The organism is Streptomyces himalayensis subsp. himalayensis, assembly GCF_013778455.1.
Classification (GTDB): Bacteria; Actinomycetota; Actinomycetes; order Streptomycetales; family Streptomycetaceae; genus Streptomyces; species Streptomyces himalayensis.
In genome coordinates this window covers 58,622-73,305 of the sequence record NZ_JACEHE010000022.1, presented here as the reverse complement: position 1 = coordinate 73,305, position 14,684 = coordinate 58,622, and the positions used below count along the sequence as shown (strand labels likewise).

General features: G+C 70.7%; 13 protein-coding genes and 1 riboswitch. Of the genes, 4 read left to right on the top strand and 9 right to left on the bottom strand.

Annotation, left to right across the window (positions count from 1 at the left end):
• Window positions 1-3 precede the first annotated feature (3 nt).
• A riboswitch (cyclic di-AMP (ydaO/yuaA leader) is annotated at window positions 4-199 on the bottom strand.
• 171 nt (window positions 200-370) lie between these two features.
• From H1D24_RS29695 to H1D24_RS29665, 7 genes are all read right to left on the bottom strand, one after another.
• A complete protein-coding gene (locus tag H1D24_RS29695; RefSeq protein WP_181660802.1) occupies window positions 371-1,324 on the bottom strand; it encodes a LysM peptidoglycan-binding domain-containing protein in 954 nt (317 codons plus the stop codon).
• 171 nt (window positions 1,325-1,495) lie between these two features.
• Window positions 1,496-2,776, bottom strand: a complete 1,281-nt coding sequence (locus H1D24_RS29690) for a cytochrome P450 family protein (RefSeq protein WP_181660858.1) — start codon at window positions 2,774-2,776, stop codon at window positions 1,496-1,498.
• Window positions 2,777-2,899: 123 nt separating this feature from the next.
• On the bottom strand, window positions 2,900-3,892 hold the full coding sequence (locus H1D24_RS29685; protein WP_181660801.1) for a nucleoside triphosphate pyrophosphohydrolase: 993 nt from the start codon (window positions 3,890-3,892) through the stop codon (window positions 2,900-2,902).
• Between the two features lie 46 nt (window positions 3,893-3,938).
• Window positions 3,939-4,601 (bottom strand): SurA N-terminal domain-containing protein, encoded by a 663-nt coding sequence (locus tag H1D24_RS29680; RefSeq protein ID WP_181660800.1) that lies wholly within the window; start codon window positions 4,599-4,601, stop codon window positions 3,939-3,941.
• 198 nt (window positions 4,602-4,799) lie between these two features.
• The gene (locus tag H1D24_RS29675; protein ID WP_220137388.1) at window positions 4,800-6,284 is read right to left on the bottom strand and encodes a serine/threonine-protein kinase; all 1,485 of its coding nucleotides are present in this window, start codon (window positions 6,282-6,284) and stop codon (window positions 4,800-4,802) included.
• A gap of 38 nt (window positions 6,285-6,322) precedes the next feature.
• Window positions 6,323-7,057: a hypothetical protein gene (locus H1D24_RS29670; protein WP_258564407.1), complete on the bottom strand. Its 735-nt coding sequence runs from the start codon at window positions 7,055-7,057 to the stop codon at window positions 6,323-6,325.
• A gap of 231 nt (window positions 7,058-7,288) precedes the next feature.
• Window positions 7,289-8,041: an HNH endonuclease family protein gene (locus tag H1D24_RS29665; protein WP_374064435.1), complete on the bottom strand. Its 753-nt coding sequence runs from the start codon at window positions 8,039-8,041 to the stop codon at window positions 7,289-7,291.
• 332 nt (window positions 8,042-8,373) lie between these two features.
• On the opposite strand from H1D24_RS29665, the gene H1D24_RS29660 reads away from it, so the two are divergent.
• The gene (locus H1D24_RS29660; RefSeq protein ID WP_181660798.1) at window positions 8,374-8,571 is read left to right on the top strand and encodes an antitoxin; all 198 of its coding nucleotides are present in this window, start codon (window positions 8,374-8,376) and stop codon (window positions 8,569-8,571) included.
• A 171-nt stretch (window positions 8,572-8,742) separates the two neighbouring features.
• Here H1D24_RS29660 and H1D24_RS29655 read toward each other — a convergent pair whose 3' ends face one another.
• Window positions 8,743-9,579: an SCO6745 family protein gene (locus H1D24_RS29655; protein ID WP_181660856.1), complete on the bottom strand. Its 837-nt coding sequence runs from the start codon at window positions 9,577-9,579 to the stop codon at window positions 8,743-8,745.
• 212 nt (window positions 9,580-9,791) lie between these two features.
• Between H1D24_RS29655 and H1D24_RS29650 the strand changes: the two genes are divergently transcribed.
• The gene (locus tag H1D24_RS29650) at window positions 9,792-10,373 is read left to right on the top strand and encodes a TetR/AcrR family transcriptional regulator (RefSeq protein WP_181660797.1); all 582 of its coding nucleotides are present in this window, start codon (window positions 9,792-9,794) and stop codon (window positions 10,371-10,373) included.
• A 75-nt stretch (window positions 10,374-10,448) separates the two neighbouring features.
• Here H1D24_RS29650 and mfd read toward each other — a convergent pair whose 3' ends face one another.
• The gene (gene mfd, locus H1D24_RS29645) at window positions 10,449-13,979 is read right to left on the bottom strand and encodes a transcription-repair coupling factor (protein WP_181660796.1); all 3,531 of its coding nucleotides are present in this window, start codon (window positions 13,977-13,979) and stop codon (window positions 10,449-10,451) included.
• Window positions 13,980-14,123: 144 nt separating this feature from the next.
• On the opposite strand from mfd, the gene H1D24_RS29640 reads away from it, so the two are divergent.
• A complete protein-coding gene (locus H1D24_RS29640) occupies window positions 14,124-14,399 on the top strand; it encodes a type II toxin-antitoxin system Phd/YefM family antitoxin (protein WP_181660795.1) in 276 nt (91 codons plus the stop codon).
• Complete coding sequence (locus H1D24_RS29635) at window positions 14,396-14,650, top strand: type II toxin-antitoxin system RelE family toxin (RefSeq protein ID WP_181660794.1); 255 nt, start codon at window positions 14,396-14,398, stop codon at window positions 14,648-14,650. The genes H1D24_RS29640 and H1D24_RS29635 overlap by 4 nt, the downstream gene beginning before the upstream one ends.
• Window positions 14,651-14,684: the final 34 nt, after the last annotated feature.

The window sequence follows — 14,684 nt, the reverse complement described above, 5'->3', positions numbered from 1 at the left end:
GAGTGATCCCCTCACCGACGCCTGCGAGGTGAGCTGTCGGGTTCGGGCCGAGTGAGTGCCCGGTCGCACGTTGTTGCGCACGACTTCACCCCAAGCCGGTTCCTGCAGTCGTCAGCCGACACCATGTGCTCAGCTGCTCAACTGCCGTTGCCGGCGCAAACCTTGGGTCCCCCGCTCCTGCCTACGGCGCTGGACGCGACGACTGAACCCGTATGGCCGCTGGCAGGATTCGGCGTAACGACCGCGGGTGCTCGCTATGGCGAGCGGTCACGACCGTAAACATCCGCTTCGGCGGATATCAAAGACGATCAGGGCTTCTGAGACACATCTCTCAGTCTCACAAAAACGGACAATTAGCCCTGAACTATAGCTATTTATCGGTCGATTCGAGACCGAGATCCAGGGTCTGACCGGGGAGGATGAGGTCCGGGTCATCACCGACGGTCTTCTTGTTCTCGTCGTAGAGAGCGGTCCATCCACCCTCGACGTCATGGGCGTCGGCGATCGCCCAGAGGCTGTCGCCCGTGCGCACGGTGTACGAGCCGTCGTCGCCGCGGTCCGCGTCGGAGCGTGAGGCGTGGCGGCCGGAGGAGTCGGAGGAGCGGGTGTCCTCCAGGCCCTCCTGGGCGCTCTCGCCCCGGTGCCGACCGGTTCCCGTGCCGGAGTCCTCGGAGTCGGAGGACTCGGCGGAGCCGGAGGGGCTCTCGGTGGCCGAATCGGAGGGCGAATCACCCTCATCCTGGGCAGACTCATCGGACTTGCCCGACTCGTCCGGATTACCCGTTTCTGACTCGCCGGAGGCTTCCGACCCTTCGGCAGCCTTCGGGGAGTCGTCGGTCGGCTCAGCGGACGTGGAGGACTCCGCCTCGTCCGACGAGCCGGACGAGGCGTCGGACGAGGGGCTCGACGTGTCCTCCGACACACCCGGGTCGACGTCCGCCGCCGCCCCGCCCTGAGAGAGACCCACGAGCAATGCGCACGTCGGCCAGGCCTTGGGACCCTGGTCCGCGAGGATCTTCTCGGCGACGGCTATCTGCTGTGAACGGCTCGCCTGGTCCGCGCTCGGGGCGTAGTCGAGGCCGCCGTAGTTCTCCCAGGTCTCCTGCGTGAGCTGTAGGCCGCCGTAGTGGCCGTCGCCCTCGTTCGCGCTCCACGCGCCGCCGCTCTCGCACTCGGCGAGCCGGTCCCAGGTGGTGGCGTCCGCGGCGCCGGCGCTGGTGGCACCGAGCAACGGGATCGCGATGGCCGATCCGGTCACCCCCGCCGCGACGATGAGGGCCGGAGCCTGGCGGGGGCGACGGTGTCGGCCGTTCCCGGAGAGCATGCGGTTGCCTTTCGCGGTCGGGGACTTACCCGGCCGACGGAGCCAACCGGGCAAGACTGGGTCGACTGGGACAGTTGATACCCGAGTCGACCGTGAAAGTAGCGGGAGTCGAACGCTTGTCACAAGTCGATGCAGCGGAGATCACGTGAAAGTCACAGTATTGACGAGACGTCAGCTGTCATGTCGGCGCGGCTGCGGGGTGAAGCCCACCGGCAGTGTCCGCAGCCCCCGCATGATGAGCCCGCCGCGCCATCTCAAATCGTCCGGATCGGCGTCGAGTTGCAGGTCAGGAAGGCGCGTCAGCAACGTGGCGATGGCTGTCTGCCCCTCCAGCCGGGCCAGGGGCGCGCCCAGGCAGTAGTGGATGCCGTGCCCGTATCCGAGGTGCTGGTTGTCGCGCCGGGCCAGGTCGAGGGTGTCGGGTTCGGCGAACCGCTCGGGGTCACGGTCAGCGGCGGCGAGTACGACGAGGACGGGGTCGCCGGGCTCGATGTACTGCCCACCGATGGTGAGCGCCTCCGTCGCGAACCTCCAGGTGGCGAGCTCCACCGGCCCGTCGTACCGGAGGAGTTCCTCGACTCCCGTGGCGAGCAGGCCCGTCTCCCCCGCGGCGAGGGACTTCTGCAGCCGCTCGCGCTGAGCTGGGTTGCGCAGCAGGGCGTAGGTGCCGTTGCCGATCAGGTTGACGGTCGTCTCGAACCCGGCAAACAGAAGGATGAAGGCCATCGCGGCCGCCTCGTTCTCGGTGAGGTGCTCACCGTGGTCGGAGGCGCGGATGAGCCCGGAGATGAGGTCGTCGTCGCCGTCCTGGCGCAGGCCTTCGCGCTTGCGGTGGATCAGCTCGGCGAGATAGCCGCGCATCTTCTTCACGGACCGCGCGACGCCCCCGCGCGGTCCGCCACCGTGCCGGATCATCATGCCCGCCCAGTCCCGGAAGTCGTCCTGGTCCTCGCGGGGGACGCCGAGCATGTCGCAAATGGCGTAAATGGGGAGCGGGAACGCGAACTCGTGGATGAGGTCGGCGGTGCCTCTGTCGGCGAACTGGTCGATGAGGTGGTCGGTGAGCTCCTGCACGCGCGGCGCGAACTCGGCGACCCTGCGTGGAGTGAACGCCTTCGACACCAGCCGCCGCAGCCGCGTGTGATCCGGCGGATCGATGTTGAGCAGATGCGTCATCAGCTCGGCCTTGCGCTCGCCGGGGATCCCCGTCTTGCCCTTGGCGTGCGCGGGCTCGTCGTGGTGCGCGGGGTTCTTCGACAGCCGCTGGTCGGCGAGGGCCTGCCGCGCATCCGCATACCGGGTGACCAGCCAGGCCTCGACCCCGCTGGGCAGCCTGGTGCGGTGCACGGGGGCGTGCTCGCGCAGCCACGCGTACGCGGGGTACGGGTCGGTGGCGAACTCCCAGGTGAAGAGCTCGGGGGCGGGTTCCCTCACGGGATCGGGCGCCCTCAGCGAGTCGGACTCCCGTGCGGGGTCGGCGGCGTTCTGATCGTGCACGTCTCGACCGTATCCGCTGTCCGGGCATCACCGCTGACAGCGGCAAAGGGGCGGTGGCAGCCCTTGCCGTCGGCTGGCTCAGCCCCTGGCCCTCGCCTCTTCCGCGGCGCGGATCGCGTCCCGGTAGGCGCGGGCCGCCACCCGCAGGGCGGTCTCCGGGTCCGTGCCCTCCGCCTCCGCTCGCGTGGCCAGCGCCAGTAGTTCGTACCCGATGCCGCCGCCGGCCGGGAGCGCGACGTCGAGCCCCGCCGTGCGGGTGCGCGACGCGAGCTTGGCGGCGAGCGCGAGGGCGGGCTGGTGCAGCGGGATGCCCTCGGTCACGGACGTCCGCTGCTTCTCCACCGCCTTCGTACGCAACCAGTGCGCCTTGACGTCCTCGGGCGTCTCCGCGGTGTCGTCGCCGAAGACATGGGGGTGGCGGTGGATGAGCTTCTCGACGATCGTGCCGGCCACGTCATCGATGGAGAACGCCTCAGATCCGTCCTCCGGGCGGCCCTCCTGCGCTATACGGGCGTGGAACACCACCTGGAGCAGCACATCGCCCAACTCCTCCCGCAGCTCGTGGCGGTCGCCGGACTCGATCGCCTCGACGAGTTCGTACGCCTCCTCGATGCCGTACTTGGCGAGGCCCTGGTGCGTCTGCGTCGACGACCAGGGGCATTCGGTGCGGATGCGGTCCATGACCTGGACGAGGTCGAGGAGGCGGGCGCCCGGCAGGTCGTACGAGCCGGGGAGCAGCTCCAGTGCGGGCATCTGCACACGGCCCGAGCCGGCCAGCCTCGCCAGTCCGTCGGTCAGCCGCGGCTCGCCCTCGCCCGTGGCGACGACGGCCACCGTCCGGCCGCCCGCACAGGCGTCCACCAGCTCCTGGGCCGTGGGGGCCTCCTGCTCGACCTCGATGCCCGCGTCCCGCAGATAGGGCAGCTGCGGGTGCGCCTCGTCGGCGCAGAGCACGCGGTCGGCCGTGCGGAGCGCCTGCCAGGCGGGCCAGGACAGCAGCCCGGGCGCGACGCGATGGCTGGTGGTGAGCAGGACGATACGGCCGGGGTCCTCAGAGCTGGTTGCGTTCACGCATCGAACGTAACCCACGCCACCGACACCGCCGCGACGCCTACGCCTACGCCTGCTTGTCCCCGGCCGACGTGACCTCGCGGATCCATGGCGTCTTGGCGTCCGCGCGGCGGCTCTTGTCCACGTCCCAGGTGCCGTACCGCGGGTTGAGGTCGATGTTGAGCGCCTTCGACGCGTCCGAGAGGGCCTTCCAGAACGTGGCCTGGCCGGCCGATGTGTTCATGTCGGCGCCGAGCCGCTTCGCGAGCTCCTGGGCCTCGATCTCGGTACGGAGGGCCTCGTCGACGCGCGCAGGGGCGACGCTGTACTGCTGCAGCCAGGCCGCCTCCAGCTGCTTCGCGCCGCCGGCCTGCTGTTCGAGGCCCGACCGGACGCCCTGGACCTGCTTGCGCGTCACACGCACCCCGGCGTCGGCGGCGGCGCGGTGCACCACCCGGTCCAGCACCAGGGTGTGCAGGGTGTCGCGGCTGAGGCCGCCGGTCGCGGCGATGGCCTGCGCGTACTGAGCTTCGTCGGCGGAGGCCGCCCGCTGGGCGTCCCGCACCTCGGCCACCCTCCCCTCCAGCTGTGCGACCGTGATCCGGTCGCCGCCGACGACGGCCGCGGCACCCGGGCGTGCATCGTTTCCGCAGGCGGTGAGCAGCGGTGTTGCGGCGAGGAGCGCCGCGGAGGAGACGGCGAGCGCGATACGGCGACGGCGGCGGTGCAAGGAAGCCTCCCGAGGAGATTGTGCGACGGTGCACAAAGTCTTGCGGTGATCGATGGTAGGCAGTGGCCACGCTCTCGGCCACCCATTCGACCAACGATTCGCGCGGACTTCCGGCACCCCTTGGTCAGCCGTTTTCAAGCGCGTCGGCCGCTCTCGGCCGCTCTCGGCCGCTCTCCGGCCGCTTTCAGCCAGCCGTTCTCAGCCCCGCACCTGCCCCAGCCACTGCAGAGTCCGGTGGATCTCGGCCTGGAAGGGGTGGCCGGGTCCGTGCACCCTGTCCGCGTCGTGCAGCAGCCGGACCAGGGTGTCGTGGGCGGCGGCCCGGTCTCCGAGGGCGAGCAGCAGATGGCCGATGCGGCGGCGGATGTCGAGCGGCAGCTCGGGATCTCCGGACACGTACTGGTTCTGGTAGTACGGCAGCAGCGACCGGTACTCGGCGAGCGCGGCGGCGGCTTCGCCGAGCTGCTCCAGGCACTGGGCCGCGTCGTAGCGGAACCGCAGTGCTCCGGGGTCGGAGGATCCGGCCTCGGCGGCGCGTTCGTCGGCGAGACGGCGCAGCTCGGGCAGCGCGCGGCGATACTGCCCGTCGTCCATGAGCGTGGCCGCGTACTGCTTGCGCAGCGTCCGTACGACGGGTGAGCGCTCGCCGTGCTGAGCGGCGGCTGTCGGCAGGATCGCGCCGAGGATGTCGACGGCCTGGGTGATGCGGCCCTCGCCGAGCAGCTTCTTGACCTCGTCGACGGCGGCCGCGACGTCCTGCCGGCCCGGAGAGACGGGTGCGGCCGGCTGGGGCGACGGCGTGACGGCACGGTCCGGCCAGGGGGCATGCGGGCGGACGAAGGGGCGCGTGGGATCGAGCGGTCCTCCGGGGAAGGCGCTCGCGCGCGGGGGCAGCAACGCGGCCAGCTTCTCGTAGACGTCCTGTGCGGAACCCGGGCGATGCTGGGGGTCCTTGGCGAGCAGCCGCAGGACCAGGTCCTCGAGCGCCTCGGGAACCTCGGGGCGCAGTCGGCGCACCGGCAGCGGCGGCTCGTAGAGGTGGCGGTGCAGGACGCCTAGGACGGTGCTTCCGGAGAACGGCACGTCTCCGCTGAGGAGTTCGTGCAGCACCACGCCGAGGGCGTACAGGTCCGTGTACGGGCCGACGGCACCGCCCATCGCCTGCTCGGGAGCCATGTAGGCGGGGCTGCCGATGGGCGAACCGGTGTGGGTGAGCCGGGTGGTGTCGTTGTCCATGACGGAGGCGACGCCGAGGTCGAGGACGGTGACGGTGCCGTCCTGTTTCACCATCACGTTCCGCGGCTTGAGGTCGCGGTGCACGATCGGCACGGCGTGCACCGCGGAGAGTGCGGCGCACAGCTGCGCGGCCACGGCGACGGCCCACTGCCAGGGGTAGGGGGAGTGCTCGGCGAGATGGTCGGCGAGGTCGGCGCCGTCCACGTACTGCATGACGAGGAAGAGCTCCTCTCCCTCGCTGCCCGCGTCGTGCACGGTGACCAGGCCGGGGTGGTCGACCTGCGCAGTGACGCGGCACTCGCGCATGAAGCGGCGGCGCAGCTCGTCGGCCTCCTGCCCGGCGACCTTGTCGGGGCGCAGCAGCTTCACGGCGACGCGCCGGTCGAGCCGCTGGTCGTAGGCCGTCCAGACCTGGCCCATGCCGCCCTGCCCGAGGAGCGCGGACAGTTCGTAGCGGCCGGAGACGATGCGTCCTGCCGCCACGGTCACCTGCCGCCCTCGGGCCGGAAGCCGCCCTGCGGGCCGCCACCGGGCATGCCGCCCTCCTGCGGGGCGCCGCCGGCCGGGCCACCGTCACGTATGCCGCCGCTGTGCATGCCGCCGTCCTGCTTGCGCAGATAGTCGCTGAGCTCGTCGAGTTCGGCGCGGACCTGGTCGATACGGGCGGGCGCGGGGCGTCCCGGCGCGGGGGGTTGCGGCCCGGGGGGCACCGCAGGGGTGAACGGCGCCGACGGCTGAGACGGAGGCGGGCTCGGCGCGGAGGCCTGCGGGGTCGGGACCGTCGTCGCGTTGTACGGCTGGGGGTGCGGCCCCGGGTAGCCGTACCCGCCCTGGGGCTGGGTGTAGCCCGTGGCGGGCGCGTAGGCCCCGGTCGCCGGCCGGCTGTAGTGGCGTATGTCCGCGGCCAGGTAGTACGCGACGACGACGAGCAGGCCGACGAGCAGGATGCCCATCCCGACGTTCCCGCGCCAGGTGGTGAACTCCTCCTCGCCCGGGTCCTGGACGAGGAGTGTGATGACGACGATGTCGAGAACGACCTTGGCCGTGAACAGGATCCAGTCGAGCCTTCTGCGGGTCGTGACGGCAAGCCGCAGCAAGGCAGGCCAGGCGAGGAATCCACAGCTCAGCACCGCCAGCGCCACGAAGACCACGCGCAGCGTGATCTGCACACCCTGCGTGGGGCGATGACGCGGTGGCGGCAGTTGGCCGTGGCCGTGCATGGCTGCTCCTGAATCCTCGACGAGGACGACGTACGACATGAACACTCGAACAGGGACGGGAACGAGTGCAGGGCTGAGCGTATCCGTCGACTCGGACAACCGGTCACGGGTTGTACCGAACCGTTGCCGGACTGATCGCCTCCGGCTTGGGGCCACGTTGCCGTGGCGCGGCGTACCGTGCCTCGCCCGCCCACGCACCACCGCGTCAACTCCGTGGCGCCAAGGCCGGGATCAGCCTCCGCACCGGGCGAGCATCATCTGCTTGTCCGCCGCCGTCACAGGCATCTCGTACTTGAGCGCCACCTGCCCGAACCTCACCGCGTACGAACAGCGGATCGGCTTGCTGGGCGGCAACCACGAGGCGGGCCCGGAGTCCCCCTTGCTGCTGTTCGTCGGTCCGTCGACGGGGAGGAGATTGAGCGGGTCGTTGGCGAGCTGTTCACGTTTGCTCTCCGGCCAGCGGGAGGCGCCCATCTGCCAGCTGTACGACAGCGGCACCACGTGGTCGATCTGCACCTCGGCAGCCCGCTGCTTGAGCCACTTGATGCTCTGGCCCTTGTACGGGTCCTGCAGCGTCATGGAGACGACGACGCAGTCGGAACCGGACCGGAAGCGAAGCTCCCGGCCATCACGCTTCAGAAGATCGTTTCGAGTGTCGCAGCCGTTGCGGGCCAGCGGGACTCCGTCGGCGGTGTCCATCCAGGCGTAGCCGAACTCGTCGCGGTCGTAACCCGTCTTGGGACCCCGTCCCTTGACCTGCAGCCTCTCGATGAGCTTCAGCGCCTCACCCCTGTCCGCGTCCGAGGTGATGGGCGCCAGCCCCGGCTTCATCCCCTCCGGGTTCTCCAGGGGACTGGCAGCACGCCCGTCGGAGACACCGGCTCCGGACCCCGACGAGGAATGCGAAGACGTGTGGGAAGAAGAGGGGACGTCGATGGCGTCACACCCCACGGCGAACGCCGCGACCACGACCAGGGCAAGCACCGACCGGGCGCGCCGGGTGACCGCCGCCCAGCGCGTGGCCTCAGCCCGTCGGCGACCCCTGGCCGGGCACCCGACCGTGGCCGGGCGGCCCGGCTTCGGCTCGCTCACCCGCCCCACAACTCCTGCGTCCCTTATGTCCCCGAGCGCCACAGCGCTCCCCTCCCCACACCCGCTCCCATATCCACTCCTTCAGGGCCTTCCGGCCCTTCGGCGCGGTTCTCCGGCGGCCCACGGTAGCGGCGGAGCGTTCAGGGCACGCCGACGGACAGGCGCGCATTCTCCGCAACTCGGGCGTATCGTCGGGGTTGAATCCCTCCGGAAGGAGCTCTGACATGGGCATCTTCGACAGATTCAAGGGCCAGGGACGGCACAGAGCCGGGCACGCCTCCGAGACGACCGCGCATGAGCCCGACGAGAGGACCGGCGGCCACCCTTACGGGGACAGGGAAGACAATCCGGACACGATCCAGCAGCAGTTGAACGAGCGGCTGGCGGACCGGGAGCACGAATCCGACCGGCCGCAGCCCTGACGAACGACGCAGCACGCGGGCCTCGACGCAAGCCGCAGCCCGCATCCTGATGCCGCAGCACACCGCCCTCGGGCGACGAATCAGTCAGACGGCGGCACGGCATGCCTGGCCGCTTCGGCATGCCTCGGGCGCCTCACCCCCTCCCCTCCCCTCCTCTCCTCTCGCCTCCTCTCACACCTTCCCGATCCCCAGCGTCGTCTCCGACGGGAGCAGTCCCGAGCCGAGTACGGCGACCCAGAACTCCCCCAGCAGATCGGCGAGCCGGGCGGTGCCATCCGGGCCGAGGGCTCCCCACGGGCCGGCGCCCAGCTCGTCGGTGCGCCGCTCCACCTCCGCACGCAGGGCACGGCCCGCCTCGGTGGCCACGCCGTCCTCGTCCAACAGCCCGCGTGCCACGAGCCGTTCGCGGGCGGCTCCCCACTCCTCGTCACCCCACCCGCGGCTGCGGAACGTGTCGGCGGACGCCGCTCCGATGCCCGCGAAGGAGACCAGCGCCTCGGTCGGGTCCAGTCCGGCTATGAGCAGGGCGGCAAGGTGGCCGTCGCCGCGGTGCTCGCGCAGGATCGTCGCCGCGTGCCACAGCTGCTGATGCGGGGCCTCCGGCCACGCCAGTTCCGCGTTGGCCGCGGCGAGGGGGCGGCCCGCGGTGTTCGCCGCCTCGGCGGCCCGGCGGGCGAGCACGGCCGCCTCGGCGAGCTCCGGGCTGTCGACCCGGTCACCCCATATCGCCCGGTAGGCGCGGTCGATCGCCCGCTCCCGCGCCTTCAGCACGTCGCCGGGCCGGGCTATGCGCCATGCCGGATCGACGTACTCGGCGACCATCCGCGGGCTGAAGCTGTAGAACGCGGAGGTCACGCGCTCGGCGCCGACCTGGCCCAGCGGGGCCGCCCGGAACGGGAAATAGCTCGGCCATCGGACGTCCGTTCCGTAACCGAGTGCTGCCGCCTCCTCGAAGGACTCGGGCGCGTAGTAGAGCACGGCATGCAGGGGCTCCAGCAGATGCCACATCTGCCGCACCCGGCCGAGCTCGACCCTCTCGGCCCTCTCGGCCCTCTTGGCCTGCGCCACCGTCCCGCTTGCCTTGCTGACGTTCTCGGACATGGCTTCGCTCCTCGTCGCGCCACCGGCCAGTAACCCGTACCCGCAGAACTTGACAGTGACTAGATTGCCCGCGCAAGCGAGAACTTGTCAATGCCTAGATACGGCGTAGTCTGCTGGGCATGACCCATCAGCGCCCCTACCACCACGGCGACCTGCGGCGGGCCGTGCTGTCGGCCGCCCTCGATGTGATCGCCACTGACGGGCCGTCCGCGCTGAGCCTGCGCGACCTTGCCCGCAGGGCCGGCGTGTCACACGCCGCCCCAGCCCACCACTTCAAAGACCGCACGGGCCTGCTCACCGCGATCGCGGCCGAGGGATACGCACTGCTGGCCACCGCGCTCGACGAGGCGAAGGACCTGCGGGACGCCGGCGTGCGCTATGTCCGGTTCGCGCGCGAGCACCCGGCCCACTTCCAGGTGATGTTCACACCGGAACTGCTGCGCGAGAACGACCTCGAACTCGCCACGGCCAGAGCGCTTGCGGGCGAGCGCCTGCGCACCGCGGTGGCCGCCGTCCCGTCCTCGGGCCGCGGCCCCGACGCCCGCCTCGCCGGTGTGGCCGCCTGGTCCCTGGCCCACGGCTTCGCCACGCTGCTGCTCAGCCACAACCTGGACGGACCGGTGGGCGACCGCGATCCCGAGGACGTCTTCCGCGCCCTGACGGGGATGCTGTTCCGATCGGGCGCGACCCCGGAGTCGTAAATCCCCCGGAGCCGTAACCCTGAGCCGTAACGCGGAGCCGGACGCGGAGTCGTAACCCGGAGTCGTAAATACCTGCTACGACCCCAGAATCGACGTCAGGAACTCCCCGGTCCACCCCAGCAGTTCCCTCCCGACCAGCGGCTTCCCGCCGACCTTCGCGGTCTTCGGCCGGGGCACCAGCACCTGGTGGACGGCGGGCTTGATGACCGTGCCCGGGTAGAGCCGCTTCAGCCGCAGCTCCTGGGACTCCCTCAACTCCACAGGCGCGAAGCGGATGTTGTTGCCCTGCAGCACGATCTCGCCGACGCCGCACGCACGCGCCAGCATGCGCAGCCCCGCCACCAGCAGCAGGTTCTCCACCGGCTCCGGCAACTTGCCGTAGCGGTCGACCAGTTCCTCGCGTACCGACTTGATGTCGTCCTCCGTGTTGACGGAGGCGATCGCCCGGTAGGCCTGCAGGCGCAGGCGCTCGCCCGGCGCGTAGTCGTGCGGGACGTGCGCGTCGACCGGGAGCTCGATCTTGACCTCGAGCGGCGGCTCCTCCTCGACACCGCCCTCCAGCGACGCCCGGTAGTCCGCGACGGCCTCGCCGACCATGCGTACGTACAGGTCGAAGCCGACACCCGCGATGTGGCCCGACTGCTCGCCGCCCAGCAGGTTGCCGGCGCCGCGGATCTCCAGGTCCTTCATCGCCACGTACATGCCCGCGCCCATCTCCGTGTGCTGGGCGATGGTCGCGAGCCGCTCGTGGGCGGTCTCGGTCAGCGGCTTCTCCGGCGGGTAGAGGAAGTAGGCGTAGCCGCGCTCGCGGCCTCGGCCGACGCGGCCGCGCAGCTGGTGCAGCTGCGAGAGGCCGAAGTTGTCGCCGCGCTCCACGATCAGCGTGTTGGCGTTGGAGATGTCGATGCCCGACTCGACGATCGTCGTGGAGACGAGGACGTCGTACTTCTTCTCCCAGAAGTCCACGACGACCTGCTCCAGGGTCCCCTCGGACATCTGGCCGTGGGCCGTGGCGATGCGGGCCTCGGGCACGATGTCGCGCAGCCGCGCGGCCGCACGGTCGATCGACTCGACCCGGTTGTGGATGTAGAAGACCTGGCCCTCACGCAGCAGTTCACGGCGGATCGCGGCGCCGATCTGCTTCTCCTCGTACGGCCCGACGAAGGTCAGCACCGGGTGCCGCTCCTCCGGCGGTGTCGTGATCGTCGACATCTCGCGGATGCCGGTCACGGCCATCTCGAGCGTACGGGGGATGGGGGTGGCCGACATGGTCAGGACGTCGACGTTGGCGCGGAGCTTCTTCAGCTGCTCCTTGTGCTCGACGCCGAAGCGCTGCTCCTCGTCGACGATGACCAGGCCGAGGTCCTTGAACTTGGTTTCGGAGGAGAAGAGGCGGTGCGTGCCGATGACGATGTCGACCGAGCCGTCGCGCAGCCCCTCCAGGGTGGCCTTCGCCTCCGTATCCGTCTGGAAGCGGCTCAGGGCGCGGACGTTCACGGGGAACTGTCCGTATCGCTCGGAGAACGTGCCGAAGTGCTGCTGCACCAGCAGAGTCGTGGGGACCAGGACCGCGACCTGCTTGCCGTCCTGGACCGCCTTGAAGGCCGCGCGGACCGCGATCTCCGTCTTGCCGTAGCCGACGTCGCCGCAGATCAGGCGGTCCATCGGGACCGTCTTCTCCATGTCCTCCTTGACCTCGGCGATCGTGGTCAGCTGGTCGGGCGTCTCCGCGTACGGGAAGGCGTCCTCGAGCTCGCGCTGCCAGGGCGTGTCCGGGCCGAAGGCGTGGCCGGGGGCCGCCATGCGGGCGCTGTACAGCTTGATGAGGTCGGCGGCGATCTCCTTGACCGCCTTCTTGGCGCGCGCCTTGGTCTTGGTCCAGTCGGCGCCGCCGAGCCGGTGCAGCGTGGGCGCCTCGCCGCCGACGTACTTGGTGATCTGCTCCAGCTGGTCGGTGGGGATGTAGAGCCGGTCGCCGGGCTGGCCGCGCTTGGCGGGGGCGTACTCGACGACGAGGTACTCGCGGGTCGCGCCCTGCACCGTGCGCTGCACCATCTCGATGTAGCGGCCGACGCCGTGCTGCTCGTGGACGATGTAGTCGCCCGCCTCCAGCGTCAGCGGGTCGATCGTCTTGCGGCGGCGGGCGGGCATGCGCGCGCCGTCCTTGCCGGCCGCCTTCTGCCCGGACAGGTCGGTCTCGGTGAGGACCGCGAGCTTGAGGGCCGGGTCGACGAAGCCGTAGTCGATCGAGCCGCACGCGACGTGCACGACGGACGGGGTGAGCTCGCCCAGGTCCTGGTCGAGGCGGGCCGCGATGCCCTCGCCGCCGAGCACCTCGACGGTGCGAGCCGCGGTTCCGTGGCCCTCGGTGACGTAGACGGTGCGCCAGCCGTCCGAGATCCAGCCCTTGGTGTCGGCCAGCGCCCTGGCGGTGTCGCCGCGGTACGACTCGGGGGCGTGCATCGCGAGCTTCAGCGTGTCCGCGTCGAGCTCCTCGTCCGCGGCGAACGGGGACACCGACCACCACATCATGTCCAGCTCGCGGGCCCGGTCACGGACGTCCGCGATGGACCAGAGCGATGCGGCGCCGACGTCGATGGGGGCGTCGCCCCCGCCCGCGGTCGCAGCCCACGACGCCTGCAGGAACTCCTGCGACGTCGCCACCAGGTCCGCGGCCCGGGTGCGCACCCGCTCCGGGTCGCAGACGACGGCCATGCTGCCCTTGGGCAGTACGTCGAGCAGCAGCTCCATGTCGTCGACGAGGACCGGCGCGAGGGACTCCATGCCCTCGACCGCGATGCCCTCGGCGATCTTGCCGAGCAGTTCGCCGAGCTCCGGGTGGCGCTCGGCGAGCGCGGCCGCCCGCTGCCGCACGTCGTCGGTGAGCAGCAGCTCACGGCAGGGCGGCGCCCACAGGCCGTGCTGGGCGACTTCGAGGGAGCGCTGGTCGGCGACCTTGAAGTAGCGGATCTCCTCGACGTCGTCGCCCCAGAACTCGATGCGGAGGGGGTGCTCCTCGGTCGGCGGGAACACGTCGAGGATGCCGCCGCGGACCGCGAACTCGCCGCGCTTCTCGACGAGTTCCACGCGCGCGTACGCGGCGGCGGCCAGCGCGTCGACCGTCTCCTCCAGGTCGGCCTGCTGTCCGGTGCGCAAACTGACCGGTTCCAGGTCGCCGAGGCCCTTGACCTGCGGCTGGAGCACGGAGCGTACGGGCGAGACGACGACGGAGACCGGGCCGGTCTCCGGGTCGTCGTCGCTCGGGTGCGCGAGGCGGCGCAGGACCGCGAGGCGGCGGCCCACGGTGTCCGACCTCGGCGAGAGCCGCTCGTGCGGGAGCGTCTCCCACGACGGGTACTCGACGATCCCGTCCGGCGGGAGCAGCGAGCGCAGGGCCGCCGCGAGGTCCTCGGCCTCCCGGCCTGTCGCCGTCACGGCCAGGATGGGGCGGTTCGACTCGCGCGCGAGCGCCGCCACCGCGAAGGGGCGGGCCGCGGGCGGTCCCACCAGGTCGACGTGCATGCGGTTGCCGTCGGTGGCGGCCCTCACCGCTTCGGCGAGTGCGGGGTCCTTGACTACGGCGTCGAGCAGACCGTGCAGGCTCATGAAGGGCATCCGTCCGGAGTGAGGGGGCAACGCGAACCGCCCGACACGTCGCACGGGCCGGGGGTGTCCAGAGTACGACGCCCGCGGAGGGCTCACCCTTTTGAGGGATCGACTCGCCACGGGTCGAGCCGTACAGTTCTGTACATGAGTGCAACGTTTCCCATCACTGAGGCCCGCGCTCAGTTCGGCTCCCTGATCCGCCGGGCGTCCCACGATCGCGAGCGCATCACCATCACGGATCACGGTCAGGCTGCGGCCGTGTTCATAAACCCGAGAGAGTTGGCCGAATTGGAGGAGCGGCTGGAGGATCTGGAGGACCAGCTGGCACTGGCTCGTTACCGGGCCCGCCAGGCCAGCGGTGAGGTGGTCGGCATTCCGCAGGACGAGGCCCGTGCCCGTCTTGGATTGGGCCGCCCATGAGCTATTTAGTCCACTGGGACGAGCCAGCCCTCGACACTGCTGCCAAATTCCTGGTGGACGACCCTGACGGCCTACGACGAGTGTTCGAGGCAACCGACCTCCTCGCCTCCGACCCTCGGCCACCGGGAACAGTGGAGCTCGGCTCACGCGACCTGCGGCGGATGAGAGTAGGCCAGTACCGCGTCATGTACGAGATCATCGAGAGCACTGTCACGGTCATGGTGCTCCACCTCGGCCGCAAGAAGGGATGAGCACAGGCGGGGCCCGGGGAGACGCTCGCTCCCC